Here is a 14,505-nt window from a genome sequence, read left to right as displayed (position 1 = left end):
GCACAAGAAATGGGCGTTAAGCTCACCTTGTGCTCGTCGGTCGCGCTGCTGAACTCGACCTGTTCCGCGCGCTGCTGCGGGACCTGGTCGCCGGTCGCGGCCGTTCGCTGCTGATCGAGGGTGAGCCGGGAATCGGCAAATCGTCCCTCGTCACGGCCGGTTTCGGGCTGGCCGCGACCCTGGGCTGCCGAGTGCTGCTGGCCGGCGCGGACGAACTGGTGAGCCGCTTTCCGCTGCGAACGCTGCTGGATGCGTTGACGCCGGAGGAAAGAGAGAATTTCACGCCGTGTCCGGCCGCCGGTGATCCGGTATTGGCCGGTGTCGAATCATTTCTGGCCCTGATCGACCGGTTGTGCGCGAAATCGCCGGTGGTGTTGGCCCTCGACGACCTGCATTGGGCCGACGAGGCGAGCCTGCTGGTGTGGGGACGGCTGAGCCGGGCGGTGGATCAACTGCCGTTGTTGCTGGTGGGCACGGCCCGGCCGGTGCCGAGACGGACGCAGCTGGCCGAGTTGCGACGCACGCTGACCGCGCAGGGCACGACGCTGATGCGGCTGCGGGAACTGCCGGCCGGGCAGGTCGACGAGCTGGTGGACGCACTCGTGGGTGCGCCGTCGGGGCCGCGGCTGCGGGCGATGGCCGGGCAGGCCGGCGGCAATCCGCTCTACGTGCGCGAGCTGGTCGACGCCCTGGTCCGGGAGAACCGGGTCGAGCACGAGGACGCGGGGTTCGCCGAGCTGACGGGGGACGTGGAACGGGCGCCGGAGTCGCTGGGCCGGGCGATCGCCGACCGGCTGGCGTTCCTGTCCGACCCGACGGTCCAGGACCTGCGCCCGGCGGTCCTACTGGGCACCGAGTTCTCCGTGGCGGACCTGTCGGCCGTGAGCGGACGCTCGCTGTCGGAGCTGGCCGAGGGCATCGAAGAGGCGCTGACCGCCGGCGTGCTGGCCGAGCGCGGCGACCGGTTCGCGTTCCGGCATCCGTTGATCCGGCAGGCGCTCTACGCGGCGATCCCGACGGCGCTGCGCTCGGTGATGCACCAGGACGCGGCCTATGCCCTGGTGCGCACCAACGGGCCGGTGGAGCGGATCGCCGCGCAGCTGCTCGCGGCCCGCGGCGACATGGCGGACTGGGTGCCGGCGTGGTTGTCGGAGCACGCGATCTTCCTGACCCAGCAGGCGTCGCAGATCGCCGAGCAGCTGATGGGCTGGGCGCTGGAGCGGATCCCGGAGGACGTCGAGCTGCACGAGAAGCTGGAGTCGCAGCTGGCGGTGGCGGCGTACCTGTCGGGCAACCGGAAGCTGTGCGAGCGGTTGGCCCGAAAGGTGTTGGCCCGCACCGGTGATCCCGATCAGGTGGCCCGGATGACCTTTGCCCTGGCCAGCACGCTTCAGCGGTCGCGGCAGTTCGCCGCGGCACGGGACACTGTGGACAGTGCGCTCCGGTATCCGGAGCTTTCCCAGGTGTGGCAGGCCCGTCTGCTGGCGATGAGCGTACGCCTGCGCCGCACCGGCCGGCGGTTCGACGACAGCGCGGCCGACAAAGCGTTGGCCCATGCCGAACTCGCCGAGGACAAGGTGGGGATCGGCTACGCGCTGCACGAGGTGAGCGTGGTGCGCCTGCGCCAGCGGGACACGGCCGGTGCGCTGCGGGCGGTTCGCCGTGCGCTCGAGGTGATCGGCGAGGACCCGTACACCCTCGACCTGCGCCAGCTGCTGCTGATCAACCGGACCGCGCTGACCGCCCTGTACGACGACTGGGACGAGACGCGGAGGTCGTTGCGGGCGGCGATCACCTTGGCCGAGCGTACCGGCACGCCGCGACTGTGCACTGTGTACACGACGGCCGCCGATTGCCTGTGCGCCATGGGGGAGTGGGACGACGCCATGGCGGCGATGGAGGTCGCGGTGGACTACCTGCCCGATCCCGACGCGTGGCCGGAGCTGTGGGAGCGCGTGTACGGCATCAAGGCGTTCATCGCCGGGCACCGCGACGACGTCGCCGCCGTGGCGGCGGATCTGGCCCGTTCGAAGGTGCGCGGCTCGGACTCGATCCTGCTGGTCCGGGCCCGGGCCACGCCGGAGGAGCGGGCCGGTCGGCCCGAGCGCGCGCTGGCCGTGCTGAAGGAGACGCTGGACCCGGACCGGACCGACAAGTACCAGAACTGGCGGCATCGCTGGTCGCCGTTGCTGGTGCGGCTGGCCGTGGAGCTGGGGGAGTTCGACACCGCCGTGACCGCGACCGAGCTGCTGGCGTACGAGGTCGAGCTGGAGCCGACTCCGCACAAGGTCGCGGCCCTGCGGTGGTGCCGCGGTTTGCTGGCCGGCGACCACAGCCAGGTGGTGCAGGCCGCCGAGTACTTCCGGGAAGCCAAGCGGCCCTTGGAACTCGGCAACTGCCTTGAGGACGCTGCCGTGCTGATGGCCGGCCTGGACCGGGCCACTGCTTTGGCCACGCTCACCGAGGCCGTCGACGTCTACCTCTCGCTCGGCGCCACGTGGGACGTCATGCGGGCCGATTCCCGTGCTCGCAAGCACGGTGTCCGCCGTGGCCAGCGCGGGCCGCGCAACCGTCCCGAGACCGGCTGGGACGCCCTCACCGGCGCCGAGCTCAAGGTCGCCGTCCTGGTCGCCGACGGACTGTCCAATCCGGACATCGCTGCCCAGCTCTTCCTGTCCCGTCGGACGGTTCAGACCCACGTGTCGCACATCCTGGCCAAACTCGGCGCCCGGTCCCGGGTCGAGATCGCGCGGCTCAGCGTAGAGCGCTCAGGGTGACGGCATCGGGAACGCGACCGGGCTGCGGCGGCCGGCGGTGTCGACGGCCCGTACCCCGAAGAACACGTTGTCCTTGGCCAGGTTCACGGTGAACGACGTGACATTGCCGGCCATCAGGCCGTGCGTCCAGTCCGGTTCGGTCGCCTCCCGCCACACGACCTCGTAGCCGGCCAGACCGGGCTCGGCGCTCGCCTGCCACGTCAGTGTGGTGGTGTTGGTGAGTTGGCCGTCGAGCAGCAGTGCGCCGCGAGGCGTGCCGGGGCCATTGGCCAGCGACCAGATCGCCGCCGCGTTGACCCGGGCGACCCGTTGGATGAAGTCGAATTCGCAGAATTCGGCCAGATCGCCGAACTGCACCCCGTTCTCCACCCGTGTGTCCTGGTGCTGGTGGGCGAAGTTCTCGCGCGGCTCGGTGAACCGGCCGGCCGGGTAACCCTGTTGCAGGAACGGAATGTGGTCGCCGCCGCGCAGGTAGCGGTCGCGCCGGTAGATCACCCGTACGGTCATGCCGGTGGCGGCGCCGCTCGCGACGTTGGTGACGAACCGGGCCAGCTGCCGGCTCGGCGAGTCCCCTTCGCCGCCGATCGCCAGCCGCACCGCCGCCTGCGCCGGGGTTTCCGCGGTCGGCACGCCCTCGGCGAACAGCCGGATCGTGTGCGGATCACGGGTGCCGTCGTCGCCGCGGCTGCTGCCGACGATGTCGTTGGTGAACATGCCCTGCACGTCCGTGCCGGCGGCTTTGAACAGCTGGGCCATGTGCCCCGAGCCGAACAGGCCCTGTTCCTCACCGGCCACGGCGGCGAGCACGATGGTGGCCTTCGGGCGATGGGTCGCCAGCACCCGGGCCATCTCCAGCACCACCGCCACGCCGGACCCGTCGTCGTCCGCGCCGGGGGCATCGCTGGTGAAGTTCATGACGTCGCTGACCCGGGAGTCGTAGTGGCCGGTCACCACGTAGACCCGTTCCGGAGAGGTGCTGCCGGTGATCGTGGCGACCAGGTTCGTGATCACGGTCGGCGTCGGGATGCGGCTGCTGACGCCCTGCACGTACGACTGCGCCTGGGCGGTCATCGCGCCGCCCGAGGTCGCGGCGATCTCCTGCATCTGGGCCAGGATCCAGTCCCTCGCCGCGCCGATGCCGCGTAGCGGGTCGGTCTGGCTGGACAGGGTGTGGCGGGTGCCGAACGCGACCAGCCGGCGAATGGTCGCCTCGATGCGGTGCTGGTCGATGCGGGCCAGGATGCCGCGCAGTTCAGCGTCCGGTTCTTGGGGCCGCAGCCGTTGCCCGGGCCCCGGCGGCCATGCCGTGGCGCCGGTGTCGGCTGCTGCTGTCGGTACGGATGTCGCGGCGCCGACGGCCGTCGCCGCTGCTGCGGCGAGGAAACCTCGGCGACCGGGTCGTAAGGGATCCATGGGGCCAAAGCTCCGCCGGGGCGCATCCGCTGTCAACGCGGCCGATCGGCGCGGGCCGAACGGGCCAAGCCACGCTGCTCCGGTCAACGCAGGTAGTCGTTCACCGTCCCTAGGTACACGAGTCCGCTGCCGGCACCGGCCAGTTCGCCGGCGGCGGGGGCGATGCGGGCGCGGAGGTCGGGAAGCAGATCGGGGGACAGCTGCTGGGCGGCGATGATCTGGAGGCAGGTCAGGAACTCGTACAAGAGGTCGGCGGGTGGCTCGGGGGCGGCATGCAGGGCATCGCGGGCGGCGGAGCGATCTCCGTTGTCCAGCAGAAGGAAAGGCTCGATCCAGGGACGATACGGACCCCAGTCGGCGGCGGGATCGGCCTGGTGGGAGAGGGAGAACAGGGCGAGTGGGAGGAGGCCGTGCTCGACACCGGGCATGCCGGTGCCGGCCAGCCGTGCGGCGGCCTCGTGGTAAGCGTTGGGGGAGCGGGAAAGCATAGCGCGGTACCACCTGGTGAAGACGCCGACGAGAGGGAGTTCGTGCTGTGCGGCAAGGGTGTCGGCGGCGTCAGCGTGGGTGGAAGCGGTGAGGAAGTCGCCGACGGCGCTGCGGGCCTGGAGACGGATGAGATGGCCGAGCACGGTGAAGGCGGTCAGGTCGTGGCGAGTGCCGAGGGAGATCAGCTCGGTGCCGATGGCGTCGCGGCGAGGGAGAGGCCGGCGCTGGTGCAGGACTGCATGAAGCGGGCGTTGAGGGCGAAAGCCAGCAGGCCCGGATCGCCGAGCGAACGGGCGAGCGACTCGGCTGCGAAGGCGGCCGCAGGGCCGCGAGGGGAGCGGGTGCCACGCATTTCCAACGCTACAGTGGCCAACAGACGACAGCGCGCGGCGGGAATGTCCGGCAGGACAGCCAAAGTGTGCTCGGCGGCGGCGACGATCTGCTGTGCCTGCACGGGATCGTCGCTACGGGTCCAGATCGCCGGCACGTCGTAGGCGCCGATGACCCGGGCCGTCAACGCCGGATCCCCGAACTCCTCGGCGGCGGTGGCGGCGGCGACACGATGATCCTGCGCCGCCCGCAGACCGCCGGTCAGGGCCAACGTACGCAGCAGGCCGACGGTCGACTCCAGCCGGGCCCGAGAACCGACGGCCACGGTCCGGTCGTAGACCTCGGCCGTCCGCGTCCACAGCCCGGACGAGTCGAGACGGGCGTCCTGGGCAAGGATGTCGGTCTCCAACTGGCGAAGCTGCGGACCGGGATCCAGGCCCAACTGGTCAGCCAGCATGGACCGGGCCTGCCGCAACACCGACAACGCATCGGCCTGTCGGCCGGACCGGTACAACGCCAGCGCCAACAGCCGCCACCCCTCCTCACGCCAGGGATGCGCCGTGACATGGGCGTCCAGATCGGGCACGACCTCCGCCGCCCGGCCGGAGGAAACATGTTGCGCGGCAAGACGTTCAACGGCCTGCAACCGCAGCTCAGCCAGCCGAGACCGCTCGGCGGCGGCCCACGGCGACCCGGCGAAGTCGGCGTAAGCCGGCCCGTGCCACAACGCCAACGCCGACGGGATATCAGACGTGACAAGGGATTCGAACTCCCAAGCGTCGACATCCGTGGCCAGCAAGGCATAACCGGGCCCGGTGGTGACGAGCAGCCGGGGAGCCGCCCGAGGCGGCCGCGAGGGTTCGAGGATCCGGCGCAGATCGGCGACGAACGTCTGCACGGCCCCGACGGCACCGGCCGGCGGCTCTTCCCACAGATCATCGACAAGGTGAGTCACCGGCACGACCCGCCGCCGGGCGATCAGCAACCGGGCCACCACGGCGCGATGACGAGGCCCCTTCAAGCCAAGGGGAGAGCCGCCAACGGAAGCGGCGACGGGGCCGAGGACCGAGAAGCGGACTTGCTGATCGGTTGCTGATTCGCGGCCGGCAGGCTCGTGCACATGACCACTATTCCCGGCTTCGACACGCACCGCATCCCCGTGGCCGACAGCGTGCGGCTCAACGTCGCGGTCGGCGGCCACGGCCGTCCGATCGTGCTTCTGCACGGCTTCCCGCAGACCCATGTGATGTGGCGGCACGTTGCCCAGGACCTGGCCCGGGACCACACGGTGATCTGCCCCGACCTGCGCGGCTACGGAGCCAGCGACAAGCCGGACCACGGCTACGACAAGCGAACGATGGCCGCGGACGTCGTGGCCGTAACAGCGGGACTCGGCCACCACGAGTTCGAGCTGGCCGGCCACGATCGAGGGGCTCTCGTCGCCTTCCGGGCCGGCCTCGACCATCCCGACAAGATCACCCGCCTGACCTGCCTCGACGTGCTGCCGACGCTGGACATGTGGGACGTCATGCACGGCACGACGGCCGCGGTCGGCTTCCACCTCTACCTGATGGCCCAGCCGCCCGGCCTGCCGGAACAGCTGATCGCCGCCGCCCCGGACCTGTTCTTCGGCTACTTCCTCGATGCCTGGACCCGTGACGACACGGCCATCCCGCCGGACATCCGAGCCCACTACCTGGAGGCCTGCCGCGACGCCATCCCGTCCATCGTCGCCGACTACCGGGCCTCGGCCACGATCGACGTCGAACACGACACCGCGGACAAGGGCAAGCAGCTCCAGATGCCGGTCACCGTACTCCAGCAGGACTGGGGCTTCGGCGGCGAGGACCTCTGGCGGGCGTGGGCCCCGAAGCTCGACCACCGGACGGTGAACTGCGGACACTTCATGGCCGAGGAGGACCCGAAGCTGATCGCGGACGTGCTCAGGGCTTGAGGTACCGCATCTCGGCCACGCGTTCGAAGCCTACGAGCGGAACTGCGCCCGTACGTGGCCGAGAACCAGGCGAAGGGCCGCGAGGCCGCTCAGCGCTTGACGGCCACGCCCGCGTAGCCGGCGTTCGGGATGTCGAAAGCCGGGCCGGCATCGGCCGGATCCGGCCGCCAGTCGGGAATCCACACCACGCCCGGCGGCAGCAGCTCCCACCCGGCGAACAGGGCCTGCACCTCGGGCCTGGTCCGCAGCCGCACCTGGGCCACCGACCGCTCGTACATCTCGCGGGCCTCGTGCAGGTGCTCGTCCGGCATGTTCTCGGTGTTCGGGCTGCCGTGCGCGATGGCCAGCATGCTGCCGGCCGGCAGCGCGTCCCGGAACCGGCTCAGCACGCCGACCGGGTCGTCGGCGTCCTGGATGAAATGCATGATCATGATCAGCATGACCGCCACCGGCTGGTCCAGGTCGAGCGTGCCGCGGACCTCGGGGCTGTCCAGGATCTCCCGCGGATCGCGGAGGTCGGCCCGCAGGACGGTTGTCGTCGGATCCGAACCCAGCATCTGCCGGGTGTGGCTGACGGCCACCGGGTCGGTGTCCACGTAGACCACGCGCGACTGCGGGTCGGCGGCGCGGGCGATCTCGTGCACGTTGCCGACGGTCGGGATGCCGGAGCCGATGTCGAGGAACTGGGTCACGCCGGCCGCCGCGCACATCCGCACCGCGCGGCGCAGGAACGCCCGGCTGGCCTGGGCCATCCGCGGCCCCTCCGGCATCAGCTTCAGCATCTGCTTGGCCACCTCGCGGTCCACCGCGAAGTTGTGCGAGCCGTCCAGGAACCAGTCCCAGATCCGGCTCACGCTCGGCTGGTCGATGTCCACGTCCGGCGGCGCCCAGGTGGGTCGGTCCATGACCGTCACCCTAGAACACCGCCGGACGCCGCCGACATCACCGATCGAACTCGGGGATCAGCTCACCGATCAGGCGGATGCTGGTGGTCACCGCCTCGTCCGCCATGCCGCCGATCTGGTGCAGGCACATCAGCCGGTCGATGCCGAGGTCGGCGTAGGCCTGGAGCTTCTCCCGGCAGGTCTCGGGACTGCCGACGATCAGCGACTGCTGGGCGCTGAGCACCCGGAACACCTCCTCCTCGGGCACGTCCTCGCCCTGTAGCACGCGGCCGATCAGCAGCTGGGCCTCGGTCGGCGCGTTGTCGATCTCGCCGCGCAGGAACTCGCCGGTCAGCCCGCCGCCGTCGGGGGAGTCCAGCAGGTCCTGGTGGCGCTGCATGGTGGCGGCGAACTCGGTGGCGGCCTCGAAGAAACGCAGCGCGGTCACGGTGTACCAGGCGGCGGCCGCGGCGGCGCCGTTGCGCATGGCCTGCTCGTCGGTCTCCGCGCAGTGCACGAAGGTGAAGTAGCCGACCTGGTTGTTCACGAACGAGCCAACCGGCTCCGTGCAGGCCTCGGCCGCCGCCCGGTAGAGCTTGATCATCCGGCCGACCCGTTCGAGTGATTCCCACATGGTCGTGCCCAGCACGCCGACGCCGCGGCGGCCGGCGTCCTCGAACGAGGTCGGGCTGGCCGCGGCCTGCCACAGCGGCGGATGCGGCTGCTGCAACGGCTTCGGGTTGATGGAGAGGTTCGAGATCTGGTAGTTCTCGCTGTGGTGCGAGAAATCGTCGCTGGTCCACATACCCGGGACCATCTCGAACGCCTCCTGGGTCTGCGCCCTGGCCTGCTCCGCCGAGATGTTGAACAGCCGCCACTCGGGGATGGTCGACCGGGTCAGCCCGAGCTCGACCCGGCCGCCGCTGAGGTGGTCCAGCGTGGCCGCCCGCTCGGCCACCCGGATCGGGTGGTTGAACCGCCCGGGCGCCAGCACGGCCGAGTGGCCGAGCCGGATTCGGTTGGTGTGCTGGGCGATCGCCGCCAGCACCAGCTCCGGCGCCGAGGAAAGACTGAACTCGCCGGCCCCGTGGTGCTCGACCTGCCACCAGCAGCCGTAACCGAGCTCGTCGGCCAGCTTGGCCTGCTCGATGGCCCGCCGGAACCGTTGCTGTTCGTGGTCAACCGGCCACGGACGGGGATTCTGGATCTCGTTGAACAGATCGATCTTCACGGTGGACGCCCCTTCGTCGCGACGGTCACTGCACGCTGATGTCCGTCGACCGAGCGTGTTCGTTACACCATCGCGTTTACCGCTGGGCACATCCGGGAACGCTCCCGCAGAGTTGTCTGGGAATTCCTCGACGCCGTACGGGTGACGAAGGTACGGTCTGCACGCCGGCCCACGAAAGCTCGGGGGACGGGGGGAATTCGACCGGACTGGGGTGTCCAGAGATCGTCGTGTCGGCACGTACATCCCTGCGCTGGTCGAAGCCCGCCTCGAAGGAGCACCCCGTTGTCGACGGTCAATCTGCCTGCTGCCATTGCCGTTGTGACGCCGCAGTCGCTGCGTCCGCTGCGTGACGGCTTCGACACGCCGCGTGTCCGTGCCGACGAGGGGCTGATCGGCGACGACTCGGTGCTGCGCCGCTACACCGCGCCGTGGCTGCCCATGGTGCTCGGCGGCTGGTCCGCGTTCACCACGCTGGTGCTCGTCGACCACATGAGACAGTCGATTTCGATGGTCATGGCCCACCGCCCGGGTTTCAACGAGTTCCGGCAGCTCACCCGCGGGATGATCATCGCCATCTTCGGCGACTCCGAGCAGGTGGAGGAACAGCGGGTCGGCGCGTGGAACGCCCACGCCCGGCTGCGCGGTGTGGATGCCGACGGTCGCGAGTGGACGGCCAACGACCCCGACCTGACGGCCCGCGTCTACACCGTGCTGATGTGGCATCTGCTGGCGGCGCAGGAAAAGCTGATCGGCCGGTTGGATGAGTCCGATCGGGACGCCTACTGCGCCGACGCGGTCCGCACGGTCGGACAGGTCTTCGGCAACCCCGCGGTGCTGCCGGTGACCTACGAGCAGCTGGCCGCCGAATACGCGACCGTGCTCAAGGGGCTGACCGTCACTCCCGAGGCGCTGGCGGTGTTCCAGGAGAACCGGGCGCTGCTGGTGAAGGACGTGCCGATGGAGGACCTGGTCGCGGCCACCGCCGGCCTGCTTGATCCCGAGGTGGCCGACGTGTTCGGCATCGACCGGTCGGCCGTGGTGGAGTTCCCGCGGATCGACCTGGCCACTGTGACCGAGGACGACATGCTGCCGATGGCCTGCGTCAGCCGGTAACGCTCACGTCCCAGTCGATGTGGTGCAGATGCAGCCAGTCGACCTCGGGGTTTCGCGCTCGGCGAGCCACCGCCCGGTCCCGCAACAGTCGTTGCAGCGGCCCGGGAACGCGTGGCCCGAGCTTGCGGAAGCCTGTCCGCACAACACGTTCGACGCGATCGCGGCGCAGTCGCTCGTACAGGTGCAGCGCCGCGGTCAGGTCCGGCTCGTCCCGCAGGCACTTGGCCAGCGTGACGCCGTCCTCGATCGCCATGGACGCGCCTTGCGTGGTCGACGGCGATGCCACGTGCAGCGCGTCGCCGACGAGCGTCATGCCGTTGCCCGACCACGTCGGCACGGTCGGCAGTTGGTAACAGGCGGTTGCGGTCAGCTGGTCGTCGGCGGTAGTGCGAATTGCTTGTACGGTACCGATCTGGTCGCCGGCGAACAGATCGCCGAGTCGCTGCCGCAGCTGCGCCGGGGTGGCGCCGGCGAGTTCCCGTTCACCGCACGGCACATTGGCGAACCACCACGTCTCGCCGTCCGGCGCGGTGATGTGCCCGCACGTGGCCCGGCGGCCGAAGTACATGTAGTAGCAGTCCCGTCGGCTGGCCGGCAGCACGTCCCGGACCGCGCCCATGGCGAGGTTCCAGCCGGTGTATTCTGGTTGCGGCGCTTGGGGATCGATCAGCGTACGGGTCGTCGAGCGGACACCGTCCGCGCCGACCAGCAGGTCGCCGCCGATGCGGGTGTCGTCATCGAAGTACGCGGTCACGGTGCCGTGGTGGCGAACGCCGACCAGCCGCTTGCCGTGCTGGATCTCGACGCCCCGCCGCCTCGCTTCCTCGGCCAGCGCCCGGTACAGGTCGGCGCGGCGCATGGTGCGCGGGCCGTGCTCCGGATCGGGGCTGGGGATGGCGAGCTCACCCAGCGGCCGGTCGTGGCCGTTGCGCATACGGACCGCGGTGGAGGGGAACGACCGGTCCAGCACCAGATGCTCGGCATCGATGGCGCGCAACGCATCCAGGCCGTTGGCCATGATCGTCAGGAAGGCGCCCTTGCCGTCGGCCCCGGTCGGATGGGCCTCGAACACAGCGACCTGGAACCCCGCGTGTCGCAAGGCGATCGCCGTCACCAGGCCGGCGACACCGCCGCCCGCGACCAGGATCCGGCTCATACCCGCAATTCCCGGGCCAGCGCGACGAGTTCGCGGACGTCGGCCTCGAGCCCGCCGTCGGCCGGCACCGCGATCGGGTGCGCCGCAACGATGTCGTCCTCGCTGGGGGTGGTTCGCAGTGCGTCGCGCAGCCACGCCGCGATCGCTGCCGGGTCGGTCGGGGTGCCGGCCGGCAGGCGGCCGCTGGCCCGGACCAGGCCGTCACGGCATTCGATGACCCGGCGGTAGAAACGCCGGTTGACCGCGCGCAGGCTGAGCGTGTCCCGCCACGGGCTGGCCGGGGCGCGGCTGAGCGCATCCTCGGGGAACGCCTCGTGCAACATGGTCCACAGTGGACGAAGCCGGTGGTAGTCCCGCAGGTGCCGCCACCACACCCGGCCGGCGACCCAGCGCACGCGGGCGCCGGGCAGCACGAAACCGATGAGTACCAACAGGTTCGCCACCATGACCACCGCGTTCGGCAGCTCAAGGGCGATCGAGGTGTCCGGGTTGGCCAGCCGGATCACCATCGACACCGCGATCAGCGTCGAGCCGAGGCCGATCAGCGCCAGCCCGGCCGACGCCACCACCAGGCCGCGGGCCAACCAGCGCTGGGTGATCTTCGCGTGCCGGCGCATCCACACGATGCACGTGATCACGCCGTACACGGTGTAGGTGTTGGCCACGAAGCGAAACGCGTCCAGCGTAGCGCGGGGGTACTCGGCCGGGGCCAGCCGCTGCGGCACGGTCGCGGCCAGCACACCCAGCACCACCAACGTGATCCCCAGCCGCACAACCTCTCGCACAGCCTGCCACCACGCCGCCCGACCCTGCCCGGCCGAGAAGACGAACACGCAGATCAGCGAGTACAGCATGGTCAGCAGCAGCGCCTCGCCCAGCCACATCAACCAGATCGGGCCGGTCCCGGACACGCCGCCCTCGACGCCGGCACCGGCGTACGGCGCGACAGCGAACGCCGCCGCCGACAGCGCGAAGCAGGCCACAACCCACCACAGTGAGATCCGCTTCGGCGTGCGCGCCAGCTGCGACGCCTTCCAGAAGCCGATGACAATGGCGGCGAGCACCTGAACCGTCATAGCCACCCCAACCGGTCGCTCAACGCGGCGTCCACACCCTCGGCGGCGTCGGCGCTCTGCGGCAGCCGCATGGCGTCCAAAATGGACGCCCACTCCAGGATGATCGTCGCCACGGTCTCGGCCTCGCGCTCTTCCCGCTCCTCGTAGGCGGTGCGGCAGCGCAGCGTCTCCGGCGGCTCGGGCAGCTCGCCGGCCGGGCCGGCCAGCAGGTCGCACAGGTTGTCCGCGCCCTCGTCGGACGGGTGGTCGGCCAGGATGTGACCGACCTCGTGCAGGATGATGTGCCGCTGGTGCGGTTTGGTGGTGTGCTCCTGGTAGACGATGAAGTCGGTGGTGCGGCCCTTGAACCACAGCCCGAACGGCCCGTCGGCCCACAGCGCGTAGGGCACCAGCTTGATCGGCCGGCCGCGGACCACGGCCAGCCGGGCACAGAACTCGTGCACGTCCAGCGGCGGCTGCACGTCCAGGTCGCGCAGCAGTCCCCGGCACCGTCGGCGCAGCTCGCGCTCGCTGGCTCCGGAGTCGCGGCGGGCGAATCGCATCGGCTCAGCCCCCGGCGCCCGGCAGCGCCTCGCCGCCACCCGGGTCGATCACTTCGATCATCTCCACCAGCATCCGCAGCCGCTCCGGGCTCATCCGGCCGGCCCGCATGGCGATCGCCCGAACCTGCTCGGCCCGCTCCGGCAGCGTCTGCTGCACCGGGATCTGCGGCTCGTCACCCTCGGCCAGCAGCCAGGCGGCGGTGACCCGCGGCGCGCCGTCGGGGCGGTGGTCGTCGAAGAACTTGGCGATGGCCCTGACCTTCTCCATGGTCGGATTGGCCTTGCCCTCGCGGACCTTCCACAGCGTCACCCGGGAGATGGAGATCGGATGTGAGGGATCCTCGGTGATGGCGGCGGCCACCTCGGGCGTGGAGAAGCGCACCGGCCGGCCGCGCTTGTCGACCGCCTTCACCGTGGTGTTGAACAGGTGGTTGAGCCGGCGGGCCAACGCGAACTCCGGCGGGGCGGCCCCCTCGCTGCTGGCGTCCACGGCAGCCCTCCCTTGTTGCGTGGAACGCGCCGATGTTAACCGGGACTGCACCACCGGGTACAGAGCGTTGCGCCGAGCGGGTGATTCGGGCCGGAACCCGTGACTTTCGTTAATTATATTGTAGCGTTGGACGCGGTTGGGGCTCGCCGGTTCACCGGCGGCGCGCGGGTTGCACTGGGGTAGACCCGCCGGGGGCTCCGCGCGCACCAGGCCGGTTGTTCCGGGGGTAGCCGCTGGCCGACTCGGTGGGGAGGGAGGCGCGCGGGGCCGCCCCGGCTTTTTCACATGCGCTTCCCATGTGGCATCTGGGCGCAAGTGGGAAGCGCATGTGGCAGAAAAGTGGCGGGCGTGGGGCTATGAGGCCATGCTGTGGATGAGGCCCTGGTGCACCGCTGTCATCAGGGCCTGGGCGCGGTTGCTGGCGCCGAGCTTCTCGTACAGGCGGGTGACGTAGGTCTTCGCCGTCGACTGGCTCACGTACATCCGGCCGGCGATCGCCGGCACCGACAGGCCGTGGCTGAGCAGGTCCAGCGTCTCACGCTCACGCGGGCTCAGGCCGGTCCGCGTCCCGGCGCCCCGCTGCCGGGCGAACGCGTCGGCCAGGCCGCTGGCGGTGAACGAGGAGGCGGCCACGGAGGCGTGCCGCATCGCGCCCAGCACCTCGCTGGTCGGCGCGGTCTTCGGCACGAATGCCGACGCGCCGGTCTCCATCGCCCGGAACAGCACGTCGTCCTCGCCACGTGAGGTCAGCACCACGATGCCGAGCTCGGGGTCGCGGTCGCGGAGCTGGCGGGCCAGCGCGATGCCGTCGACGTCGGGCAGGGTGACGGCCAGCGTGACCACGTCCGGCCGCTGGGCGGCGACCAGGTGGGTGGCCTCGGCCCCCGAGCACGCCTCACCGACCAGCTCCATGTCCGGCTGCTGCTCGATCAGCTGGGCCAGGCCGTAGCGAAGGAGCGTGTGCGACTCGATGACCGCGGTTCTGATCGTCATGGCCCTCGCCGTCCTTCACGGTCGTGCTGCGTTCAACCATTCATCGCAGAAACGGCG

13 protein-coding genes are annotated in these 14,505 nt (G+C 70.5%); 3 read left to right on the top strand and 10 right to left on the bottom strand.

Features of this window, described 5'->3' with window-relative positions:
- Positions 1 to 29 precede the first annotated feature (29 nt).
- Positions 30 to 2,777 (top strand): helix-turn-helix transcriptional regulator, encoded by a 2,748-nt coding sequence (locus M3Q35_RS12130; protein WP_273941803.1) that lies wholly within the window; start codon positions 30 to 32, stop codon positions 2,775 to 2,777.
- Here the strand turns inward: M3Q35_RS12130 and M3Q35_RS12125 are convergent.
- The 3 genes from M3Q35_RS12125 to M3Q35_RS12115 all read right to left on the bottom strand — a co-directional run bounded on the left by M3Q35_RS12125 (position 2,769) and on the right by M3Q35_RS12115 (position 6,006).
- Positions 2,769 to 4,190 carry a M28 family metallopeptidase gene (locus tag M3Q35_RS12125; protein ID WP_273941802.1) on the bottom strand — a complete coding sequence of 474 codons (1,422 nt, stop codon included), beginning with the start codon at positions 4,188 to 4,190 and terminating at the stop codon, positions 2,769 to 2,771. The genes M3Q35_RS12130 and M3Q35_RS12125 overlap by 9 nt on opposite strands.
- A gap of 83 nt (positions 4,191 to 4,273) precedes the next feature.
- On the bottom strand, positions 4,274 to 4,822 hold the full coding sequence (locus M3Q35_RS12120) for a hypothetical protein (protein ID WP_273941800.1): 549 nt from the start codon (positions 4,820 to 4,822) through the stop codon (positions 4,274 to 4,276).
- 38 nt (positions 4,823 to 4,860) lie between these two features.
- Positions 4,861 to 6,006, bottom strand: coding sequence for an AfsR/SARP family transcriptional regulator (locus M3Q35_RS12115; RefSeq protein WP_273941798.1), 1,146 nt, complete (start codon positions 6,004 to 6,006; stop codon positions 4,861 to 4,863).
- A gap of 123 nt (positions 6,007 to 6,129) precedes the next feature.
- Between M3Q35_RS12115 and M3Q35_RS12110 the strand changes: the two genes are divergently transcribed.
- On the top strand, positions 6,130 to 6,963 hold the full coding sequence (locus M3Q35_RS12110; RefSeq protein ID WP_273941797.1) for an alpha/beta fold hydrolase: 834 nt from the start codon (positions 6,130 to 6,132) through the stop codon (positions 6,961 to 6,963).
- An 89-nt stretch (positions 6,964 to 7,052) separates the two neighbouring features.
- On the opposite strand, the gene M3Q35_RS12105 is transcribed toward M3Q35_RS12110, so the two are convergent.
- A complete protein-coding gene (locus tag M3Q35_RS12105) occupies positions 7,053 to 7,868 on the bottom strand; it encodes an SAM-dependent methyltransferase (RefSeq protein WP_273941796.1) in 816 nt (271 codons plus the stop codon).
- A gap of 37 nt (positions 7,869 to 7,905) precedes the next feature.
- Positions 7,906 to 9,078, bottom strand: a complete 1,173-nt coding sequence (locus M3Q35_RS12100) for an LLM class flavin-dependent oxidoreductase (RefSeq protein ID WP_273941795.1) — start codon at positions 9,076 to 9,078, stop codon at positions 7,906 to 7,908.
- Between the two features lie 282 nt (positions 9,079 to 9,360).
- Between M3Q35_RS12100 and M3Q35_RS12095 the strand changes: the two genes are divergently transcribed.
- Positions 9,361 to 10,191: an oxygenase MpaB family protein gene (locus M3Q35_RS12095; RefSeq protein ID WP_273941794.1), complete on the top strand. Its 831-nt coding sequence runs from the start codon at positions 9,361 to 9,363 to the stop codon at positions 10,189 to 10,191.
- Here M3Q35_RS12095 and M3Q35_RS12090 read toward each other — a convergent pair.
- From M3Q35_RS12090 to M3Q35_RS12070, 5 genes are all read right to left on the bottom strand, one after another.
- Entirely contained in the window at positions 10,181 to 11,347 is a 1,167-nt protein-coding gene (locus tag M3Q35_RS12090) for an FAD-dependent monooxygenase (protein ID WP_273941793.1), read from the bottom strand. The two genes, M3Q35_RS12095 and M3Q35_RS12090, sit on opposite strands and share 11 nt — an antisense overlap.
- Positions 11,344 to 12,423 carry an MAB_1171c family putative transporter gene (locus tag M3Q35_RS12085; RefSeq protein ID WP_273941792.1) on the bottom strand — a complete coding sequence of 360 codons (1,080 nt, stop codon included), beginning with the start codon at positions 12,421 to 12,423 and terminating at the stop codon, positions 11,344 to 11,346. The genes M3Q35_RS12090 and M3Q35_RS12085 overlap by 4 nt, the downstream gene beginning before the upstream one ends.
- Positions 12,420 to 12,965 carry a hypothetical protein gene (locus M3Q35_RS12080; protein WP_273941791.1) on the bottom strand — a complete coding sequence of 182 codons (546 nt, stop codon included), beginning with the start codon at positions 12,963 to 12,965 and terminating at the stop codon, positions 12,420 to 12,422. Before M3Q35_RS12080 ends, M3Q35_RS12085 begins: the two co-directional genes overlap by 4 nt.
- Before the next feature lie 4 nt (positions 12,966 to 12,969).
- Complete coding sequence (locus M3Q35_RS12075) at positions 12,970 to 13,455, bottom strand: hypothetical protein (protein WP_273941790.1); 486 nt, start codon at positions 13,453 to 13,455, stop codon at positions 12,970 to 12,972.
- Positions 13,456 to 13,809: 354 nt separating this feature from the next.
- Positions 13,810 to 14,448: a response regulator transcription factor gene (locus tag M3Q35_RS12070; RefSeq protein ID WP_273941789.1), complete on the bottom strand. Its 639-nt coding sequence runs from the start codon at positions 14,446 to 14,448 to the stop codon at positions 13,810 to 13,812.
- Positions 14,449 to 14,505 lie beyond the last annotated feature (57 nt).

The sequence above is a fragment of the Kutzneria chonburiensis genome (genome assembly GCF_028622115.1).
GTDB classification, from domain to species: Bacteria; Actinomycetota; Actinomycetes; order Mycobacteriales; family Pseudonocardiaceae; genus Kutzneria; species Kutzneria chonburiensis.
Note: the sequence above shows the minus strand (reverse complement) of the source record. Positions and strands in the feature narration are given on the sequence as shown.